17 protein-coding genes are annotated in these 15,954 nt (G+C 60.7%); 6 read left to right on the top strand and 11 right to left on the bottom strand.

Features of this window, described 5'->3' with window-relative positions:
• Positions 1–28: 28 nt before the first annotated feature.
• Genes PCOSP_RS07635 through dapA form a run of 3 tightly spaced genes read right to left on the bottom strand, consistent with a single transcriptional unit; the run spans position 29 to position 2,803 of the window.
• Positions 29–787: an MBL fold metallo-hydrolase gene (locus tag PCOSP_RS07635; RefSeq protein ID WP_139649661.1), complete on the bottom strand. Its 759-nt coding sequence runs from the start codon at positions 785–787 to the stop codon at positions 29–31.
• Positions 788–791: 4 nt separating this feature from the next.
• Complete coding sequence (gene bamC, locus PCOSP_RS07630; RefSeq protein ID WP_139649663.1) at positions 792–1,907, bottom strand: outer membrane protein assembly factor BamC; 1,116 nt, start codon at positions 1,905–1,907, stop codon at positions 792–794.
• A gap of 17 nt (positions 1,908–1,924) precedes the next feature.
• Positions 1,925–2,803 carry a 4-hydroxy-tetrahydrodipicolinate synthase gene (gene dapA, locus PCOSP_RS07625; protein ID WP_464710753.1) on the bottom strand — a complete coding sequence of 293 codons (879 nt, stop codon included), beginning with the start codon at positions 2,801–2,803 and terminating at the stop codon, positions 1,925–1,927.
• A gap of 315 nt (positions 2,804–3,118) precedes the next feature.
• Here dapA and PCOSP_RS07620 point away from each other — a divergent pair, with 315 nt between their 5' ends.
• Both PCOSP_RS07620 and PCOSP_RS07615 read left to right on the top strand, forming a co-directional pair.
• Positions 3,119–3,679, top strand: a complete 561-nt coding sequence (locus tag PCOSP_RS07620; protein ID WP_041020812.1) for a glycine cleavage system transcriptional repressor — start codon at positions 3,119–3,121, stop codon at positions 3,677–3,679.
• A gap of 10 nt (positions 3,680–3,689) precedes the next feature.
• The gene (locus PCOSP_RS07615; protein WP_175386890.1) at positions 3,690–4,163 is read left to right on the top strand and encodes a peroxiredoxin; all 474 of its coding nucleotides are present in this window, start codon (positions 3,690–3,692) and stop codon (positions 4,161–4,163) included.
• Between the two features lie 119 nt (positions 4,164–4,282).
• Here the strand turns inward: PCOSP_RS07615 and PCOSP_RS07610 are convergent, their stop codons facing one another.
• Together PCOSP_RS07610 and PCOSP_RS07605 are read right to left on the bottom strand one after the other, a co-directional pair.
• On the bottom strand, positions 4,283–5,353 hold the full coding sequence (locus tag PCOSP_RS07610) for an AI-2E family transporter (RefSeq protein WP_041020814.1): 1,071 nt from the start codon (positions 5,351–5,353) through the stop codon (positions 4,283–4,285).
• A gap of 30 nt (positions 5,354–5,383) precedes the next feature.
• The gene (locus PCOSP_RS07605) at positions 5,384–5,623 is read right to left on the bottom strand and encodes a sulfurtransferase TusA family protein (protein WP_139649671.1); all 240 of its coding nucleotides are present in this window, start codon (positions 5,621–5,623) and stop codon (positions 5,384–5,386) included.
• A 98-nt stretch (positions 5,624–5,721) separates the two neighbouring features.
• On the opposite strand from PCOSP_RS07605, the gene PCOSP_RS07600 reads away from it, so the two are divergent.
• Positions 5,722–7,155 (top strand): M48 family metalloprotease, encoded by a 1,434-nt coding sequence (locus PCOSP_RS07600; RefSeq protein WP_464710751.1) that lies wholly within the window; start codon positions 5,722–5,724, stop codon positions 7,153–7,155.
• Positions 7,156–7,369: 214 nt separating this feature from the next.
• Here the strand turns inward: PCOSP_RS07600 and PCOSP_RS07595 are convergent, their stop codons facing one another.
• From PCOSP_RS07595 to rpoE, 4 genes are all read right to left on the bottom strand, one after another.
• Positions 7,370–8,800, bottom strand: a complete 1,431-nt coding sequence (locus PCOSP_RS07595) for a DegQ family serine endoprotease (protein ID WP_139649674.1) — start codon at positions 8,798–8,800, stop codon at positions 7,370–7,372.
• 208 nt (positions 8,801–9,008) lie between these two features.
• Positions 9,009–9,953 carry a MucB/RseB C-terminal domain-containing protein gene (locus tag PCOSP_RS07590; protein ID WP_139649676.1) on the bottom strand — a complete coding sequence of 315 codons (945 nt, stop codon included), beginning with the start codon at positions 9,951–9,953 and terminating at the stop codon, positions 9,009–9,011.
• A gap of 9 nt (positions 9,954–9,962) precedes the next feature.
• Complete coding sequence (locus tag PCOSP_RS07585) at positions 9,963–10,550, bottom strand: sigma-E factor negative regulatory protein (protein ID WP_139649678.1); 588 nt, start codon at positions 10,548–10,550, stop codon at positions 9,963–9,965.
• Positions 10,551–10,581: 31 nt separating this feature from the next.
• Positions 10,582–11,163, bottom strand: a complete 582-nt coding sequence (gene rpoE / locus PCOSP_RS07580; RefSeq protein WP_003172477.1) for an RNA polymerase sigma factor RpoE/AlgU — start codon at positions 11,161–11,163, stop codon at positions 10,582–10,584.
• 560 nt (positions 11,164–11,723) lie between these two features.
• On the opposite strand from rpoE, the gene nadB reads away from it, so the two are divergent.
• Positions 11,724–13,340: an L-aspartate oxidase gene (nadB, locus tag PCOSP_RS07575; protein WP_139649680.1), complete on the top strand. Its 1,617-nt coding sequence runs from the start codon at positions 11,724–11,726 to the stop codon at positions 13,338–13,340.
• Here nadB and PCOSP_RS07570 read toward each other — a convergent pair.
• Both PCOSP_RS07570 and PCOSP_RS07565 read right to left on the bottom strand, forming a co-directional pair.
• Positions 13,309–13,761, bottom strand: a complete 453-nt coding sequence (locus PCOSP_RS07570) for a protein YgfX (protein WP_175386900.1) — start codon at positions 13,759–13,761, stop codon at positions 13,309–13,311. The two genes, nadB and PCOSP_RS07570, sit on opposite strands and share 32 nt — an antisense overlap.
• Positions 13,745–13,999 carry an FAD assembly factor SdhE gene (locus PCOSP_RS07565; protein ID WP_003184348.1) on the bottom strand — a complete coding sequence of 85 codons (255 nt, stop codon included), beginning with the start codon at positions 13,997–13,999 and terminating at the stop codon, positions 13,745–13,747. Before PCOSP_RS07565 ends, PCOSP_RS07570 begins: the two co-directional genes overlap by 17 nt.
• A gap of 149 nt (positions 14,000–14,148) precedes the next feature.
• Between PCOSP_RS07565 and ygfZ the strand changes: the two genes are divergently transcribed.
• Positions 14,149–15,090 (top strand): CAF17-like 4Fe-4S cluster assembly/insertion protein YgfZ, encoded by a 942-nt coding sequence (ygfZ, locus tag PCOSP_RS07560; RefSeq protein WP_139649684.1) that lies wholly within the window; start codon positions 14,149–14,151, stop codon positions 15,088–15,090.
• 34 nt (positions 15,091–15,124) lie between these two features.
• On the top strand, positions 15,125–15,946 hold the full coding sequence (locus PCOSP_RS07555; RefSeq protein ID WP_139649686.1) for an HDOD domain-containing protein: 822 nt from the start codon (positions 15,125–15,127) through the stop codon (positions 15,944–15,946).
• Positions 15,947–15,954 lie beyond the last annotated feature (8 nt).

Raw genomic sequence — 15,954 nt, 5'->3', positions numbered from 1 at the left:
GATGGGCTCCGCTTGCTAAGTAGATGGGCTAGGCGATATGTCGCCAGTCGAGCCCTGAATCTTGATCGGCCAGTTGCAGCCAGTCCGGGTCGCACCCAAGGGTGTCGACAAAACATTGCCGGGCCAGCTGCGGCAGGTTGTTCTTGCTGCTCAGATGGGCCAGGACCAGGTGTTGCAAGCCCTGCCAGCCCAACTCGGCCACCAGGTACGCCGCCTGGTGGTTGTTCAAATGTCCGCGTTCCCCGCCTACCCGTTGCTTGAGAAAGTACGGGTAATAACCACGAGCCAACATGTCGCGACAGTGGTTGGATTCGATCATCAAGGCATCGAGATCCCGATAACTGTCCATGACCCTGTCGCAATACGACCCCAGGTCAGTCAACAAGCCGAAACGCCGCTCGCCGTCGCTGAACACATACTGCGTCGGCTCCCGGGCATCGTGGGCCACGCTGACCACGTCGATGTCCAGGGCGCCGATGCGCAGTTGCTCGCCACCGGCCACGAAACCGGCTGGCTCGATGGGCTTGCGCAGGCCCTCCGACGTTCCACGACTGAGGTAGACCGGCAGATTGTAGCGCCGGGACAGCAAACCCACGCCATGCACGTGGTCGGCATGTTCGTGGGTCACTAGTATCGCGCTCAGTTGCGCCGGATGCACACCCAGGCGCAACAGGCGTTTCTCGGTTTCCCGCAAGGAGAAACCACAGTCGACCAGCACATACGTACCGGCGCTGGCTACCAGCGTGCCGTTTCCTTGGCTACCGCTGCCGAGAACGGCAAAACGCATCGGATCAGCCCAGGTTGTCCTGAATCACACCCAGCACCTTGCGGGCCACTTCGGCCGGCGCCACGGTGTTGATATTTTTCTCGACGGTCACCTGGACGTTGTCGCCCACTTTGCTCAGACGAACCTGATAGCGCTCGGCACGGGCCTCGATTTCTTCCTTGTTCGGCTTGCCGCCGAACAGACCACTGAAGAAGCCGGGCTTCTCGTCTTTCTTCTCGGCTTTTTCGGCGAGGTTGATGTAGTACAGGCCCAGGCTGCGGTTGATATCTTCAACCCGCCATTCGCCCTGCTCCAGCGCACGGCCAACGCTCGACCACGCACGGTCCAGGTCGGAGCCGACGTTGAGCACCGGGTTGCCGCTGCCGTCTTCGGTCAGGCTGACACGGCTCGGCGTGTCGAAATCCCGGGAAGCCAGCATCGAAACCGAACCGCCCTGCTCTGCGGAACGGCTCATGCTGGCAAGCATGTCGTCCACCAGCGCAGCGTCGAGGCCGGTATTGACCGAACGGTTGGTGAACGCCACGTCGGCGGTGCTGCCGGCAGGACGCTCGGCACTGACCACATAGATTTCACTGGTATTGCGCTGCACGCCCGGCTCGATACGCACCCGCACGCGGGATTCACTGTCGCTGGCGACACCGGCGGCACTCAGACGCTTGCCCATGGCGGCGGACAGTTCATCGGCGTGTTGCCAGGTGGTGGTGAATTCGCCGGTCTGCGGACGCTGTTCATCGATGCGGAAACCGTTGTCCTGGAAGAACTGGATCGCCACTGGCCAGACTTCGGCCGGAGGGTGCTGGGCCATGACCCAACGTGAATCGCCACTCTTCTGCAGGGTGTAGTCGCTGGCATCGGCGATGGCCGACAGCGGCTGCGGACGAGGAACCTCGTATTCGCCCTTGGTGGTGTCGTCGGCCACGTTACGTGGGATCGGCAGCAGCGGATCCAGACGCTTGGCGACATGGACATCCGGCGGCAGTTGCATCGGTGCAGTCTGTTGCGCGTTCAGGTAATCGCTACCACGATCGCGGAAGTAACCTTCCGGGCCCCAGATCCATCCACAGCCACTGGTGCTGGAGATAATCAAGGCAAGTGCGGAAAGTCCGGCAATTCGCTTCATGCGGTGTACTTCCTCAATTAAACCAGGACGCCGGACTGGCGCATGGCCTGCCGCAGCGGTTCGTGACAGGCGTTGCTCAGCCAGGTAAGCGGCAGGCGGATGCCTTCGTGCATCAGGCCCATTTCCACCAGCGCCCACTTCACCGGGATCGGGTTGGCTTCGATGAACAGGTCCTTGTGCAGCGGCATCAGTTTTTCGTTGATGGCCCGTGCGGTCTCTGCGTCGCCCTTGAGCGCGGTTTCACACAGGTCGGCCATTTCACGCGGCGCGACGTTGGCGGTGACGGAAATGTTGCCCTTGCCGCCCATCAGGATCAGCTCGACCGCCGTCGGATCGTCACCGGACAGCACGATGAAGTCCTTGCCCACGCCATCGAGGATGGCCTTGGCGCGCTTCAGGTCGCCGGTGGCTTCCTTGATGCCGATGATATTCGGGACGGTCGACAGGCGGATCACGGTCTCGGCCTGCATGTCGCAGGAGGTGCGGCCGGGAACGTTATAGAGGATCTGCGGGATGTCGACCGCTTCGGCGATATGCTTGAAGTGCTGGTACAGGCCTTCCTGGGTAGGCCGGTTGTAGTACGGAACGACGAGCAGGCAGGCGTCGGCACCGGCTTCCTTGGCGTTGCGGGTCAGCTCGACAGCTTCGCGGGTCGAGTTGGCGCCAGTACCGGCGATGACCGGAATGCGACCGTTGACCTGCTTGACCACGGCACGGATGACTTCGATGTGCTCGTTGACATCGAGGGTCGCAGACTCGCCGGTGGTACCGACGGCGACAATGGCATGGGTGCCGTTTTCAAGGTGGAAGTCCACGAGTTTGCTGAGGCTGGCCCAGTCAAGACGCCCTTGTGCATCCATGGGTGTGACCAGTGCCACCATACTGCCCGCAATCATGAAACCGCTCCTGCCGGAAAAAGAGAGCCGTAATGGTACTGGCGCCAAGATGCTTGTACAAGCGAACTCCCATTCCCCTTGGCGATGGTTTTCGCTACCCTTCAGACTTTGATCGGTACCAACACGCTCACAGGCCGGTTCCCAGCCTCCGTTTTCGTCGCCACAAGCCCCGATCCTGCGTTTGCCCTGGCGTATTCCCCTCTGTTGCGGAATGCCGCGCAACCCCAGGCACCGGGCTTGAGTCGTTCGCTTTCGCAGGCCGGCGCCGTGCAGGGTGGTGTAGGTATCGACCGCTCATCGCTTTAGGAATGCTGCATGTCCACCCCCACAGTCCGCGAACAATTCCTTGTCATCAGTGCCCTTGGCGCCAACCCCATGGAGCTGACCAACGTCCTGTGCCGCGCCAGCCATGAAAACCGCTGCGCCGTCGTGACCTCACGCCTGACTCGCCACGGCGAATGCAGTGCACTCGTGCTTGAGGTTTCCGGCAGTTGGGACGCCCTGGCCCGCCTGGAAGGCAGCCTGCCGGTATTGGCCAAGAAGCACACCTTCACCGTCAACGTGGTGCGCAGCGCAGCGCTGGAAAACCGTCCACAGGCCCTGCCCTACGTGGCCTATGTGAGCTCGGCCTACCGGCCGGACATCATCAACGAGCTGTGCCAGTTCTTCATGGACCACCATGTCGAGCTGGAGAACCTCACCTGCGACACCTACCAGGCTCCACAGACCGGCGGCACCATGCTCAACGCCACGTTCACCGTGACCCTGCCGGCCGGCACCCAGATCAGTTGGCTGCGCGATCAGTTCCTGGACTTCGCCGATGCGATGAACCTGGACGCCCTGATCGAACCGTGGCGCCCACAAAACCCAATGTAAGGAAGCGCTCATGGCCGTTGCCATCGACCAGCCGGTTACCGATTTCCAGGCGCCCGCCACCAGCGGGCAGACCGTCAGCCTCGCTGCCCTGAAAGGCAAACAGGTGGTGATCTACTTCTACCCGAAGGACAGCACCCCAGGCTGCACCACCGAAGGCCAGGGCTTTCGTGACCAGTACCCACAGTTCAAGGCGGCCAACACCGAAGTGTTCGGCGTCTCCCGGGACAGCCTCAAGTCCCACGAGAACTTCAAGTGCAAGCAGGAGTTTCCGTTCGAGCTGATCAGCGACAAGGACGAAGCCATCTGCCAATTGTTCGATGTGATCAAGCTGAAAAAGCTCTATGGCAAGGAATACCTGGGCGTGGATCGCAGCACATTCCTGATCGACAAGAACGGCGTGCTGCGCCAGGAATGGCGCGGTGTGAAAGTGCCTGGGCATGTGGATGCCGTGCTGGCGGCGGCTCAGGCGCTCGATAAGGCCTGAGGCTTTTTATTGCCTGTCGGGCCCCATCGCGAGCAGGCTCGCTCCCACAGGGTTCTACACAATCCATGTGGGAGCGAGCCTGCTCGCGATGAGGCCATCAGCCTCACCTGATCAGTCAGCTAGAGCAACGGCGCCACAATCGGTTCCTTGCTCGGCCACGCATCCAGCACAGCCTTGAACAGCGTCGCCAGGGGAATCGCAAAGAATACCCCCCAGAAACCCCACAGCCCACCAAACAGCAGCACCGCGCAAATGATCGCCACCGGATGCAGATTCACCGCTTCGGAGAACAGCAACGGCACCAGCACGTTGCCGTCCAGCGTCTGGATGATGCCGTAGACCGCCATCAGGTAAATGAACTGATCGCTCCAGCCCCACTGGAACAGCGCAATCAAGGCCACCGGTACGGTCACCACCACCGTGCCGACATAAGGCACCACCACCGAAATCCCCACCAGCAGCGCCAGCAATGCGGCGTAATTGAGCCCGAGGGCCACGAAGCCGATGTAGGTCACGCCACCGCAGATGAACACCTCGATGACCTTTCCGCGAATGTAGTTGGCGATCTGGCGATTCATCTCCTGGGCCACCCGGGTAATCAGCGCCCGCTCACGCGGCAGGTAGCCACGAACCCAGCGCCCGATCATTTCCCGGTCCTTGAGAAAGAAAAACACCAGGATCGGCACCAGCACCAGGTAAATCATGATGTTCACCAGCAGCGGCAGGCTGGACAACGAAAACGTCAGTGCCCACTGGCCGAACTTGCCGATCTGGCCGCGCACCACTTCGATGGTCTGGAGTACCTGCTCGTCCGATACCAGATGCGGATAGCGCTCGGGCAGCAGCAATAACAGGGACTGCCATTTGGCGAGCATGCCCGGCAACTCGTTGAACAGCGTCACCAACTGGTGCCAGAGCAGTGGCACGATCATCACGATGAACACCACCAACAGCCCCATGAACAGCGCAAATACCAGGCCCACCGCCACGGTGCCGGGCAGCCGCAGGCGTTCCAGCGTCGTCACCAGTCCTTGCATCAGGTACGCCAGCACCATCCCCGCCAGCACTGGCGCCAGCATGCCACCCAAGGTGAGGACCGCGGTGAACCCCAGGAATAGCAGCACTGCCAGCACCACCGCCTCTTCGTCGGAGAAGTAACGCTGAATCCAGTCGCGTAACACTTTGAACATTAAAATTCCTTAAGCAACGCCATCGATTATTCAGGCTTTCTTCAGCCAGTAACGGTAGACACCGTCATCGTCTTCTTCATGCAGCAGCGTATGACCGGCCAGCCGGGCGAAGGTGCGGAAATCACGCTGGGAGCCCGCGTCCGTGGCGATGACCTTGAGCACGGCGCCACTGGCCAGGCGGTTGAGCTCCAGCTTGGCCTTGAGCAATGGCAACGGACAATTCAGGCCGCTGGCATCCAGTTCGGCATCGTGGGCTACAGCATCGGTCATGGGTTCACTCCGCAGCAGGTCGTAGAGCCGTCTAGAATATCTGGTCCCGGGCCCGGTGTCCGGCTACAGTAGGGTCTTTGTCGACTAAGGCCCCGTGCATGACATTTCTGCGCCCCACCCTGCTGACGCTCGCTTGCCTGCTCGCCTCACCAGGCTTCGCCGACGACCTGCCGTCACTTGGCGATGCCAGTTCTGCCGTTGTCTCGCCGGAGCAGGAACACCAGTTGGGTCGCGCCTGGCTCGCCCTGCTGCGCAGCCAAGTCGCACAACTCAACGATCCACAGCTCAAGGATTACGTCGAGACCAGCGTGTACAAGCTGGTGGAAACCAGCCAGGTCAACGACCGCCGCCTGGAATTCATTTTGATCAACAGCCCGCAGCTCAACGCCTTCGCCGCACCCGGCGGGATCGTCGGGGTCAACGGCGGCCTGTTTCTCAACGCCCAGACCGAAGGCGAATACGCCTCGGTGATGGCCCACGAACTGGCTCACCTGTCGCAACGCCACTTCGCCCGTGGCGTCGAAGCCCAACAGCGTATGCAGGTTCCGATGATGGCCGCGCTGCTGACTGGTATCGTGATCGCCGCTGCCGGCGGTGGCGATGCGGGGATCGCAGCCATTGCCGGGACCCAGGCGGCCGCCATCCAGGAACAACGGCGTTTCTCGCGCCAGAATGAGCAGGAAGCCGACCGCATCGGTATCCAGAACCTGGAAAAGGCCGGCTACGATCCACGCTCCATGCCGACCATGTTCGAACGCCTGATGCGCCAGTACCGCTTCGACGCGAAACCTCCTGAATTCTTGCTGACTCACCCGGTCACCGAGTCGCGGATCGCCGACACCCGCAACCGTGCCGAACAGGCCAAGCCGGGCGGCACGGAAGACAGCATGCGCTATCAACTGATCCGCGCACGCGTCCAGTTGATCTATGAGGAAACCCCTGGCTTGGGCGCCAAGCGTTTCCGAGCGCAACTGGATGAAAACCCCAAGAATGACGTGGCCCGCTATGGCCTGGCGATTGCGCAGATCAAGGGCGGCCAGCTGAACGAAGCCCGGGAGAACCTCGCGCCACTGCTGGCCAAGTCACCCAACGAAATCATCTACAACCTGGCCCAGGTCGATCTGGACATCACCAGCAACAAGCTGGCCGACGCTCAATCTCGCGTTGACCGGATGCTGACCCAATACCCGGGCAACTACCCACTCAATCAGGTGCGGGTCGACCTGCTACTCAAGCAGAACCGCCCCGCCGACGCCGAGAAGGCTTTGGAAAACCTGCTCAAGACCCGTCCGGACGATCCGGATGTCTGGTACATGGTGGCCGAGACCCGCGGCCTGTCGGGGAACATCATCGGTTTGCACCAGGCCCGCGCCGAGTACTTCGCCCTGGTGGGCGACTACCGCCAGGCCATCCAGCAACTGGACTTCGCCAAGCGGCGCGCCGGCACCAACTTCCCGCTGTCGTCACGCATCGATGCGCGCCAACGGGAGCTCATGGAACAGGAGCGCATGGTCAAGGACATGATGGGTTAAGAAGACCGGTATCCACGGCCAGGCACTGTCCTCCTGTGGGAGCGAGCCTGCTCGCGAAAGCGGTGGGTCAGCTTGCAATGTTGTTGGATGTGCCAGCCCCTTCGCGAGTAGGCTCGCTCCCACAGGGGCCACATATTCGCCAATGGGTGCCCATTCACCGGGCACAAAAAAAACCGCCTCTCTCGAGGCGGTTTTTCATTGAGCCGCTAACCGATCATTCGGCCAGCTTGAAGGTGATGAAGCTCGCACGCCCCTGGCGCAGAACCCGCATAGAGACCGAGCGATTCTTCGGCAAGGCCTTGGCGATCTCGGTGAACTCCTTGGTGGAACCAATCGCCTGGTTGTTCAGGTGCGTGATGATGTCACCGGGTTGCAGGCCGATGAGGGCGGCAGGACCGTCCTGCACTTCCTTGATCACCACCCCACCCTGCAATTCCAGGGCTTTCTTCTGCTCGGCCGTCAGCTCGACCACCGCCACACCCAGGCGATTGCTGCTGCGCTCGACGCCGGACTTGGGTTGCGATTCCAGCTCCGCGCCCTCTTCAGGAATGGCACCGACCGTCAGCTCGACGTTCTTGCGCTTGCCCTCGCGAATCACTTCCAGGTTGGCCTTGGCACCGGCCTTGAGCGCACCCACCAGGTGCGGCAGGTCCGCGGACATGATGATCGGCTGGTCATTGAGCTTCAGGATCACATCACCAACCTGCAGGCCACCCTTGGCAGCCGGACCACCTTCCTGGATCTGCGCCACCAGCGCACCGGCTGGTTTTTCCAGCCCGAACGACTCGGCCAGATCCTTGTTCACCTCTTGGATGACCACGCCCAACCAGCCGCGACTGACCTTGCCTTCGCTTTTCAACTGGTTCGATACGTCCATGGCCACATCGATTGGAATCGCGAAGGACACGCCCATGAAACCGCCCGAACGGGTGTAGATCTGGGAGTTGATGCCCACCACTTCGCCGGACAGATTGAACAACGGACCACCGGAGTTGCCCGGGTTGATCGGCACGTCGGTCTGGATGAACGGAACGTAGTTTTCGTTCGGCAGGCTGCGACCGATCGCACTGACGATGCCCTGGGTCACGGTGTGGTCGAAGCCGAACGGCGAGCCAATGGCCACGACCCACTGACCGGCCTTGAGGTCCTGGGACTTGCCGAGCTTGAGGACCGGCAGGTCCTTGCCGTCGATTTTCAGCAGCGCCACGTCGGAACGCGGGTCGGTACCGATCAGCTTGGCCTTGAGCTCACTGCGATCGGCCAGGCGCACCAGGATTTCGTCGGCATCGGCGATCACATGGTTATTGGTCAGGATGTAGCCATCGGGCGAGATAATGAAACCCGAGCCCAGAGACTGCGCTTCACGCTGACGGCCACCGCCTGGCGAACGCGGCTGCTGCGGCATTCCGCGCTCCAGGAACTCGCGCAACATCGGGGGTAACCCTTCGAGATCGGGCATCTGCTGGTCCGAGACACGGCGATCCGGCAGCTTCTGGGTGGTACTGATGTTCACCACCGCAGGCGAGGCGTTTTCGACCAGCTGAGTAAAGTCAGGCAAGCTGTCCGCCACGGCCGGAACGGCCTGGCCGAGCACCAGCACGGTGGCAAGGATGGAGAAATAGGTTTTCAAGCTTGGTATCGACATACGGCTCCCGTTACGACGAGCAGGGTTAAGCGATATGGAACAAGAAATACCGGTGGAATGACACGCCGGTATCAACGTCCCGGAAAAACAGGCAAGGCCAGAGCCGAGCGGCTCTGACCTAATAGAAAAAAAACAGAAGTTTTGCAAATGAAAATGCTGACAGGAAGTTTCGGCATTTCGATCAAGACCGAACCACCGCGCCAGCACGTTACTGAGTCGCCGTGGCATCGGAACGCATCGAAAGCGCGATCCGTTCCGCCGTACCGATAGGGATCTCGCCGACCACGGTCACCATCATTTCGCCCTGCGGCGTCGTGAGGCGACGAGAGACGGCCGCCGTCGGGCCAAGCTGGGTACGCGTGTCGGTGACGTTTGCGCCATTCAGCGGTTCCAGGAATACCGAGAAACGGGCCAGACCATCGTCGTACATCAGGCTGCTGACCTGAACGTTGGTCTCCGGGTCTTTGCGCACAGCGCTGTTGGTCAACTCGAAGCCGGGGGGAAGCCAATCAGAATGCCATGTAGCCTTCGCCACAGCAGCCTTACCGACTTCCTGGACGACTGCCTTGCACTCGGCGCTGGCTTGCAGGTCGCTGTCCGCAGGCTCCGCAGTATTCAGTCGCGTAAACTGGAAGCGCTCGAGCAACTGACCCTTGTCGTTAAGCAGCAAGGACTTGAGCGGCAAGCCGGTCTCTTTGTCCAGGTGCAACTCGAAGCCGTAGCGATGCTGGTCCTTGGGCGTCAGGGAAACGATAACAGTCGGTCGCCCGGCCACGCGCGACTTGCCGATAACGGCAAGGTCGTACCAATTCTTGAGTTTTTGCGGATCGAGCGCACGGGCAGTGCCCTCGGTATTCCCAATCCCTGGGATCAGGGCACCGCTGACGCATTGAGTATGTCCATCAATGCGCAGGACTTCCTGTGCCGAGCCGTCCTGCTGGAGCAACCGCTCGCGTACTTTGCCATCCTGGGCGCGATGCCAGATGTTATGGGTAGAAAAACTACCGTTGCGCTCGTAGACGAAGGTGCCTTGAAAGCTTTGCTGTTGCTCGGCCTGGCCCATACGATTCAGCCAGTCCTGAGCCTCATCGGCGTACGCTGGGCCAGCACACCAGCCACCCAGCAGCAGCGTGAATAGAGGTATGGCGCGCAAGGGTTATCCTTAACGGTTTTCCAGACTGGCGGCACGGGCGTAAGGCAATGCGCTTTCAGTTCCCTTCAGGGCAGCCTGTTGGGCATGCTGACGCAGGTAGTTGGGCAGACGCTGATCATGCCAACCTGGCTGACCTTGCAGAACACCATTGACCATGGGGCCAGCAGCTTCCGAGCTTTCGCTGTAACCGGCCAGTACCGCCGGGCCCTTGACCTGTGGAGCGACCAGGCCTGGCTGGCTGGACTGCTGCGCCATCTGTACACCGGCAATCTCATCCTGGTTATACAGACGTACACCGGCCAGAACGGCGACGGTCACCGAAGCGGCCACTGCCAGACGACCCAGGTTGCGCCATGGGCTGCGGGATACTTTTGCCGGTACGGCTTCGTCAGCCAATGCAGCAGAAACGGCCGCAGCGATGTCCAGGCGCGGAAGCAGCAGGTCCTTGTGCATGACAGCCCGGGCGATCTGGTAACGCGCCCAGGTCTCACGGGTTTCAACATCGTCAAAGGCATTCAATACCCGACGCAATTCCAGTTCGTCCGCTTCGTTATCCATCACTGCGGACAGCGATTCCTGCAGGGCTTCACGACTCATGGCGTTCCTCTCTTGGCTGTCGCCGCTGTCTCTAGTTTTCCTGCAACAACGGCTGCAGGGCTTTATCGATGGCCTCCCGGGCGCGGAAGATCCGGGAGCGCACGGTGCCTACCGGACACTGCATCACGCTCGCAATGTCCTCGTAACTCAGACCGTCGAATTCACGTAAAGTTAACGCCGTACGCAAATCTTCAGGCAGTTGCTGGATGGTCCGATGGACGGTGCCCTCGATCTCATCCCGCAGCAATGCTCGTTCCGGGGATTCGAGATCCTTGAGGCCATGATCGCCGTCGTAGAACTCTGCATCTTCGGAACTCACATCGCTATCCGGCGGCCGGCGGCCGCGTGAAACCAGATAGTTTTTCGCCGTGTTAATGGCGATGCGGTAAAGCCACGTATAAAACGCGCTGTCCCCGCGAAAATTACCAAGTGCGCGATAGGCCTTGATGAAGGCTTCTTGAGCGACATCCTGGGCTTCATGGGTGTCGTGCACAAACCGCACGATCAACCCGAGAATTTTGTGCTGGTATTTCAGCACTAGCAGATCGAAAGCTCGCTTGTCGCCGCGCTGAACACGTTCGACCAGCTGCTGATCCTCTTCCTGGGTTAGCATGAACACTCCTCGATAAGCTCGAAGGAGGCTTGCATGACTAATTGACCGGACTTGCAAACATAGACTCGGGCTTTTCGCAAAAGTTCTCCCCCTTTCAAGCAAGTTTCCGGCGTGCTCTGATCCCGGCACGCACGAAAAACGCAGCACGAGATTCCCCGGCTGCGCGAATAATCTGTCACCGGGCCTGCTGGCAAGGACTCTCAATCGAAGTCTTGCACCAACCCGACGCTGTTCCCTTTTGCAGACAACCGTCTATTGAACGTAGGCGCTTGGCAAAAGTTCCCGCCATTTATAGCCATTCAAGGCAGACATTGGTCAACCGTGACGAGATCAACCGCGTTTGTCCTCGAAAAGGCGCTTTTGTCATCCATCGGCGAAAAAACCGATCCGACGAAACGCGGTGCTTTTCTGTCACGTTGGTTTCACATTGCCATGAATGCCCGACTATTGTGCCGTTCCACCCCTCTATATACTAGTGGGCTGCGTGGCTGCCTGACTCCGCTGAAGCGGATCTCTCGCGCCAACCCCGACCCGGGTCGCCTTGAGCGGAAACCTATCGAATGAGCCAACAGTTTCAACACGATGTACTGGTAATCGGCAGCGGTGCCGCCGGATTGAGCCTTGCACTGACGTTGCCGGAGCACTTGCGCATCGCAGTGCTGAGCAAAGGCGACCTGGCCAATGGCTCGACATTCTGGGCACAGGGCGGCGTTGCAGCCGTGCTCGATGACACCGACACCATCGAGTCCCATGTCGACGACACCCTTAACGCCGGCGGCGGCCTGTGCAACCCTGAAGCGGTGCGCTTCACTGTCGAGCACAGCCGCGAGGCCATCCAGTGGCTGATCGACCAGGGCGTGCCCTTTACCCGCGACGAGCAATCCGGCACGGAAGACGGCGGATTCGAATTCCACCTGACCCGTGAGGGCGGCCACAGCCATCGACGCATCATCCATGCCGCCGATGCCACCGGTGCGGCGATTTTCAAGACGCTGCTGGCCCAGGCACAGCGGCGACCGAATATCGAGCTGCTGGAACAGCGAGTCGCTGTCGACCTGATCACCGAAAAGCGCCTGGGCCTGGCCGGCGACCGCTGCCTCGGCGCCTACGTGCTCAACCGGGGCACCGGCGAAGTCGACACCTATGGCGCACGCTTCGTGATCCTGGCGTCCGGTGGCGCAGCCAAGGTCTATCTATATACCAGCAATCCCGACGGCGCCTGCGGCGACGGTATCGCCATGGCATGGCGCTCGGGTTGCCGGGTCGCGAACCTGGAATTCAATCAGTTCCATCCCACCTGCCTCTATCACCCACTGGCGAAGAGCTTCCTGGTCACCGAGGCCCTGCGTGGCGAAGGCGCGCACTTGAAGCTGCCCAATGGCGAGCGCTTCATGCAGCGCTTCGACTCGCGCGCCGAGCTGGCACCGCGAGACATCGTCGCCCGGGCCATCGACCATGAAATGAAACGCCTGGGTATCGACTGCGTTTACCTGGATATCAGCCATAAACCCGAGGCGTTCATCAAAAGCCATTTCCCGACGGTGTACGAGCGCTGCCTGGAATTTTCCATCGACATCACCAAACAGCCGATCCCGGTGGTGCCGGCGGCGCATTACACGTGCGGCGGCGTGATGGTCGACCAGCAGGGCCGCACCGACGTACCGGGCCTGTACGCCATTGGCGAAACCAGCTTCACAGGCCTTCATGGCGCCAACCGCATGGCCAGCAACTCGCTGCTGGAGTGTTTCGTCTATGCCCGTTCAGCCGCGGCGGACATCCTCGAACAGTTGCCGCAGATTGCCATTCCCGCCGCCCTGCCCTCCTGGGACGCCAGCCAGGTTACCGACTCGGACGAAGACGTGATCATTGCCCACAACTGGGATGAACTGCGACGGTTCATGTGGGACTACGTGGGTATCGTGCGCACCAACAAGCGCCTGCAGCGGGCCCAGCATCGGGTGCGCCTGCTGCTGGACGAGATCGACGAGTTCTACAGTAACTACAAGGTCAGCCGTGACCTGATCGAACTGCGTAACCTGGCCCAGGTTGCCGAGCTGATGATTCGCTCGGCCATGGAACGCAAGGAAAGCCGAGGGCTGCATTACACCCTCGACTATCCGAACCTGCTGCCCGAGGCATTGGACACTATCCTGGTGCCGCCCACCTACGCCGACTGAACCTGAGCCGCACCCGCAGGCGCCGATGAAGATCGGCTGCCAGCGCGTCGCGGGGCACGCACAGCGAGCGGATCCGCCGCTCACCCTTCAAGCGAAAGCGCAGTATCACGATCAATGGCAGTGCCAGGCTGTCGGGGCGCAACTGCACCGCCTGCCAGCCATCGGCCTTGTTCCAGAGCTGCCAGCCATCAACGTCCCGACGCAAGCCGCGGAATGCCTGGCGATGAGTCAGCAACACGTGTCGCGGTATCGTCCAGGCAGCATGGACCAGGCACAGCACAACACCAAGCCCTGCAAACCCTGGAGGGACAGCCATCAGGAACAACGAGCCCAGCGCGAAGAGCTGGGCCAGGAGATAGGCCGCCAGCAGTTGCCCGGAGGCCTGCCAGCGGCATTCGAAGCGATTACTTCGGCTGGACACGGTCCAGGATCATCCGGACCATGCGTTGCAGTTCCGGATCTTCGGATTCGCTGCGCTCCATGAACCAGCCGAACATGTCCTGGTCTTCACATTCGAGCAGGCGGACATAGCAGGCACGGTCCACTTCATTAAGATGGGGGTAGACCTCTTTCACGAATGGCACCAGCAAGACATCAAGCTCAAGCATGCCGCGGCGGCTGTGCCAGTAGAGGCGATTCAGTTCTACATCTTCGACCATGGAGCGCTCCTCAAATAGAGCGCAAGTATACAGGCACCGCCGCGGTGAAACAGACAGCTTTGGTCGGTCGCCACCGATCCTTTGTGAACTACCCATTTCAAGGGCGCGCCCTTATGATGTCCACCAGACTTTTTATCCTGCGATGACTCATGGCTGATTCCGCTTTTTTCTGCACCCTGTCCCACGAAGGCGTTCTTGCGGTCCGCGGCGTGGACGCCGGCAAATTCCTGCAGGGCCAATTGACCTGCAACCTCAACTACCTGAGCGACAGCCGGGCCAGCCTCGGTGCCCGATGCACCCAGAAGGGCCGGATGCAATCGAGTTTTCGGATCCTGCTCGAAGGCGACGGTGTGCTGATGGCAATGGCCACCGAATTGCTCGAGCCGCAATTGGCGGACCTGAAGAAATACGCGGTATTTTCCAAATCCAAGCTCACCGACGAAAGTGCAGCCTGGGTTCGCTTCGGTCTGGAGAATGCCGACACGGCGCTGACTCAACTGGGCCTGGCGCTGCCGGCCGACATCGACAGCGTGGCGCGTCACGAGTCCTTGATCGCCCTGCGCGTGTCCCCCGGTCGAGTCGAGCTGTGGGCGCCTGCCGAACAGGCCGACATGCTCAAAACCCGTCTGCGCGCAACCTTGGCCGAGACGGACCTGAACCCGTGGCTGCTGGGCCAGATCCGCGCAGGCATCGGCCAGGTCATGCCTGCCACCCGCGAGCTGTTCATTCCGCAGATGCTCAACCTGCAAGCCGTCGGCGGCGTGAGTTTCAAGAAAGGCTGCTACACCGGCCAGGAAATCGTTGCCCGCATGCAGTACCTGGGCAAGCTCAAGCGACGCTTGTATCGGCTGCAGCTGGATGCCAGCGAACTGCCGGAACCCGGCACGGCATTGTTCTCTCCCGCTCACGGCAGCGCCATCGGTGAGGTGGTGATCGCAGCGCAAGCCGAGCGAAACATTGAACTGCTGGCGGTGTTGCAGGCCGAAGCAGCAGAAGAGGGCAATGTACATCTCGGTAGCCTGGAAGGCCCGATACTGAAATTGCTGGACCTGCCTTACGAACTGGATCGCGACCGCGAAATCCAGCGCTGATCGCAGCATTTGTCGCAATACCTAGAGAATCGAAATGAGCGATTTGGCGGATAAGGTCCAACGGGACTTGGTAGAGGCCATCGATAACGATGACCTGGTTCTGCCGACATTGCCGGAAGTGGCCCTGCAGATTCGCCGGGCCGCCGAGGACCCGGAAATCAGCGTCAGTGACCTGAGCAAGGTGATCGGTCGCGACACGGCACTTTCGGCGCGCCTGATAAAAGTGGTCAACAGCCCATTGCTGCGCGCCACCCAGGAAGTTACCGACCTGCACACGGCCATTACCCGGCTGGGCGTCAATTACAGCAGCAACCTGGCCATCGGTCTGGTCATGGAGCAGATCTTCCATGCCCGCTCCGAGGTGGTGGAGCAGAAGATGCGCGATGTCTGGCGTAGAAGCCTGGAGATCGCCGGAGTCAGCTATGCGTTGTGCCGCACTTATACACAGCTCAAGCCCGATCAGGCCGCGCTGGGAGGGTTGGTGCACCAGATCGGCGTACTGCCGATCCTGACCTACGCCGAAGACCATAACGAACTGCTGTCAGACCCGGTCAGCCTCAACCATGTCATCGAAACGATTCACCCCGTGCTGGGAGACAAGCTGCTCAGCGTCTGGGAGTTTCCGGAGAGGCTGGTGAAACTGCCAGGCCTGTACCTGGATTTCGCCCGGGAATCCCGGCAACTCGACTACGTCGACCTGGTGCAGGTCGCTGCGCTGTACTGCTACAAGGACACTAATCATCCCCTCGGCAGGATTGACGCCTTCAAGGTGCCATCATTCCAGAAGCTGGGTATCGACCCGGACGACAAGGAACGATGCGCTCATCTCGAAGAAGCGCGATCGATGTTTTACTAGACCAGGCT

Source organism: Pseudomonas sp. MAFF 730105 (assembly GCF_055380705.1).
This window is presented reverse-complemented; position numbering and strand designations above follow the sequence as displayed.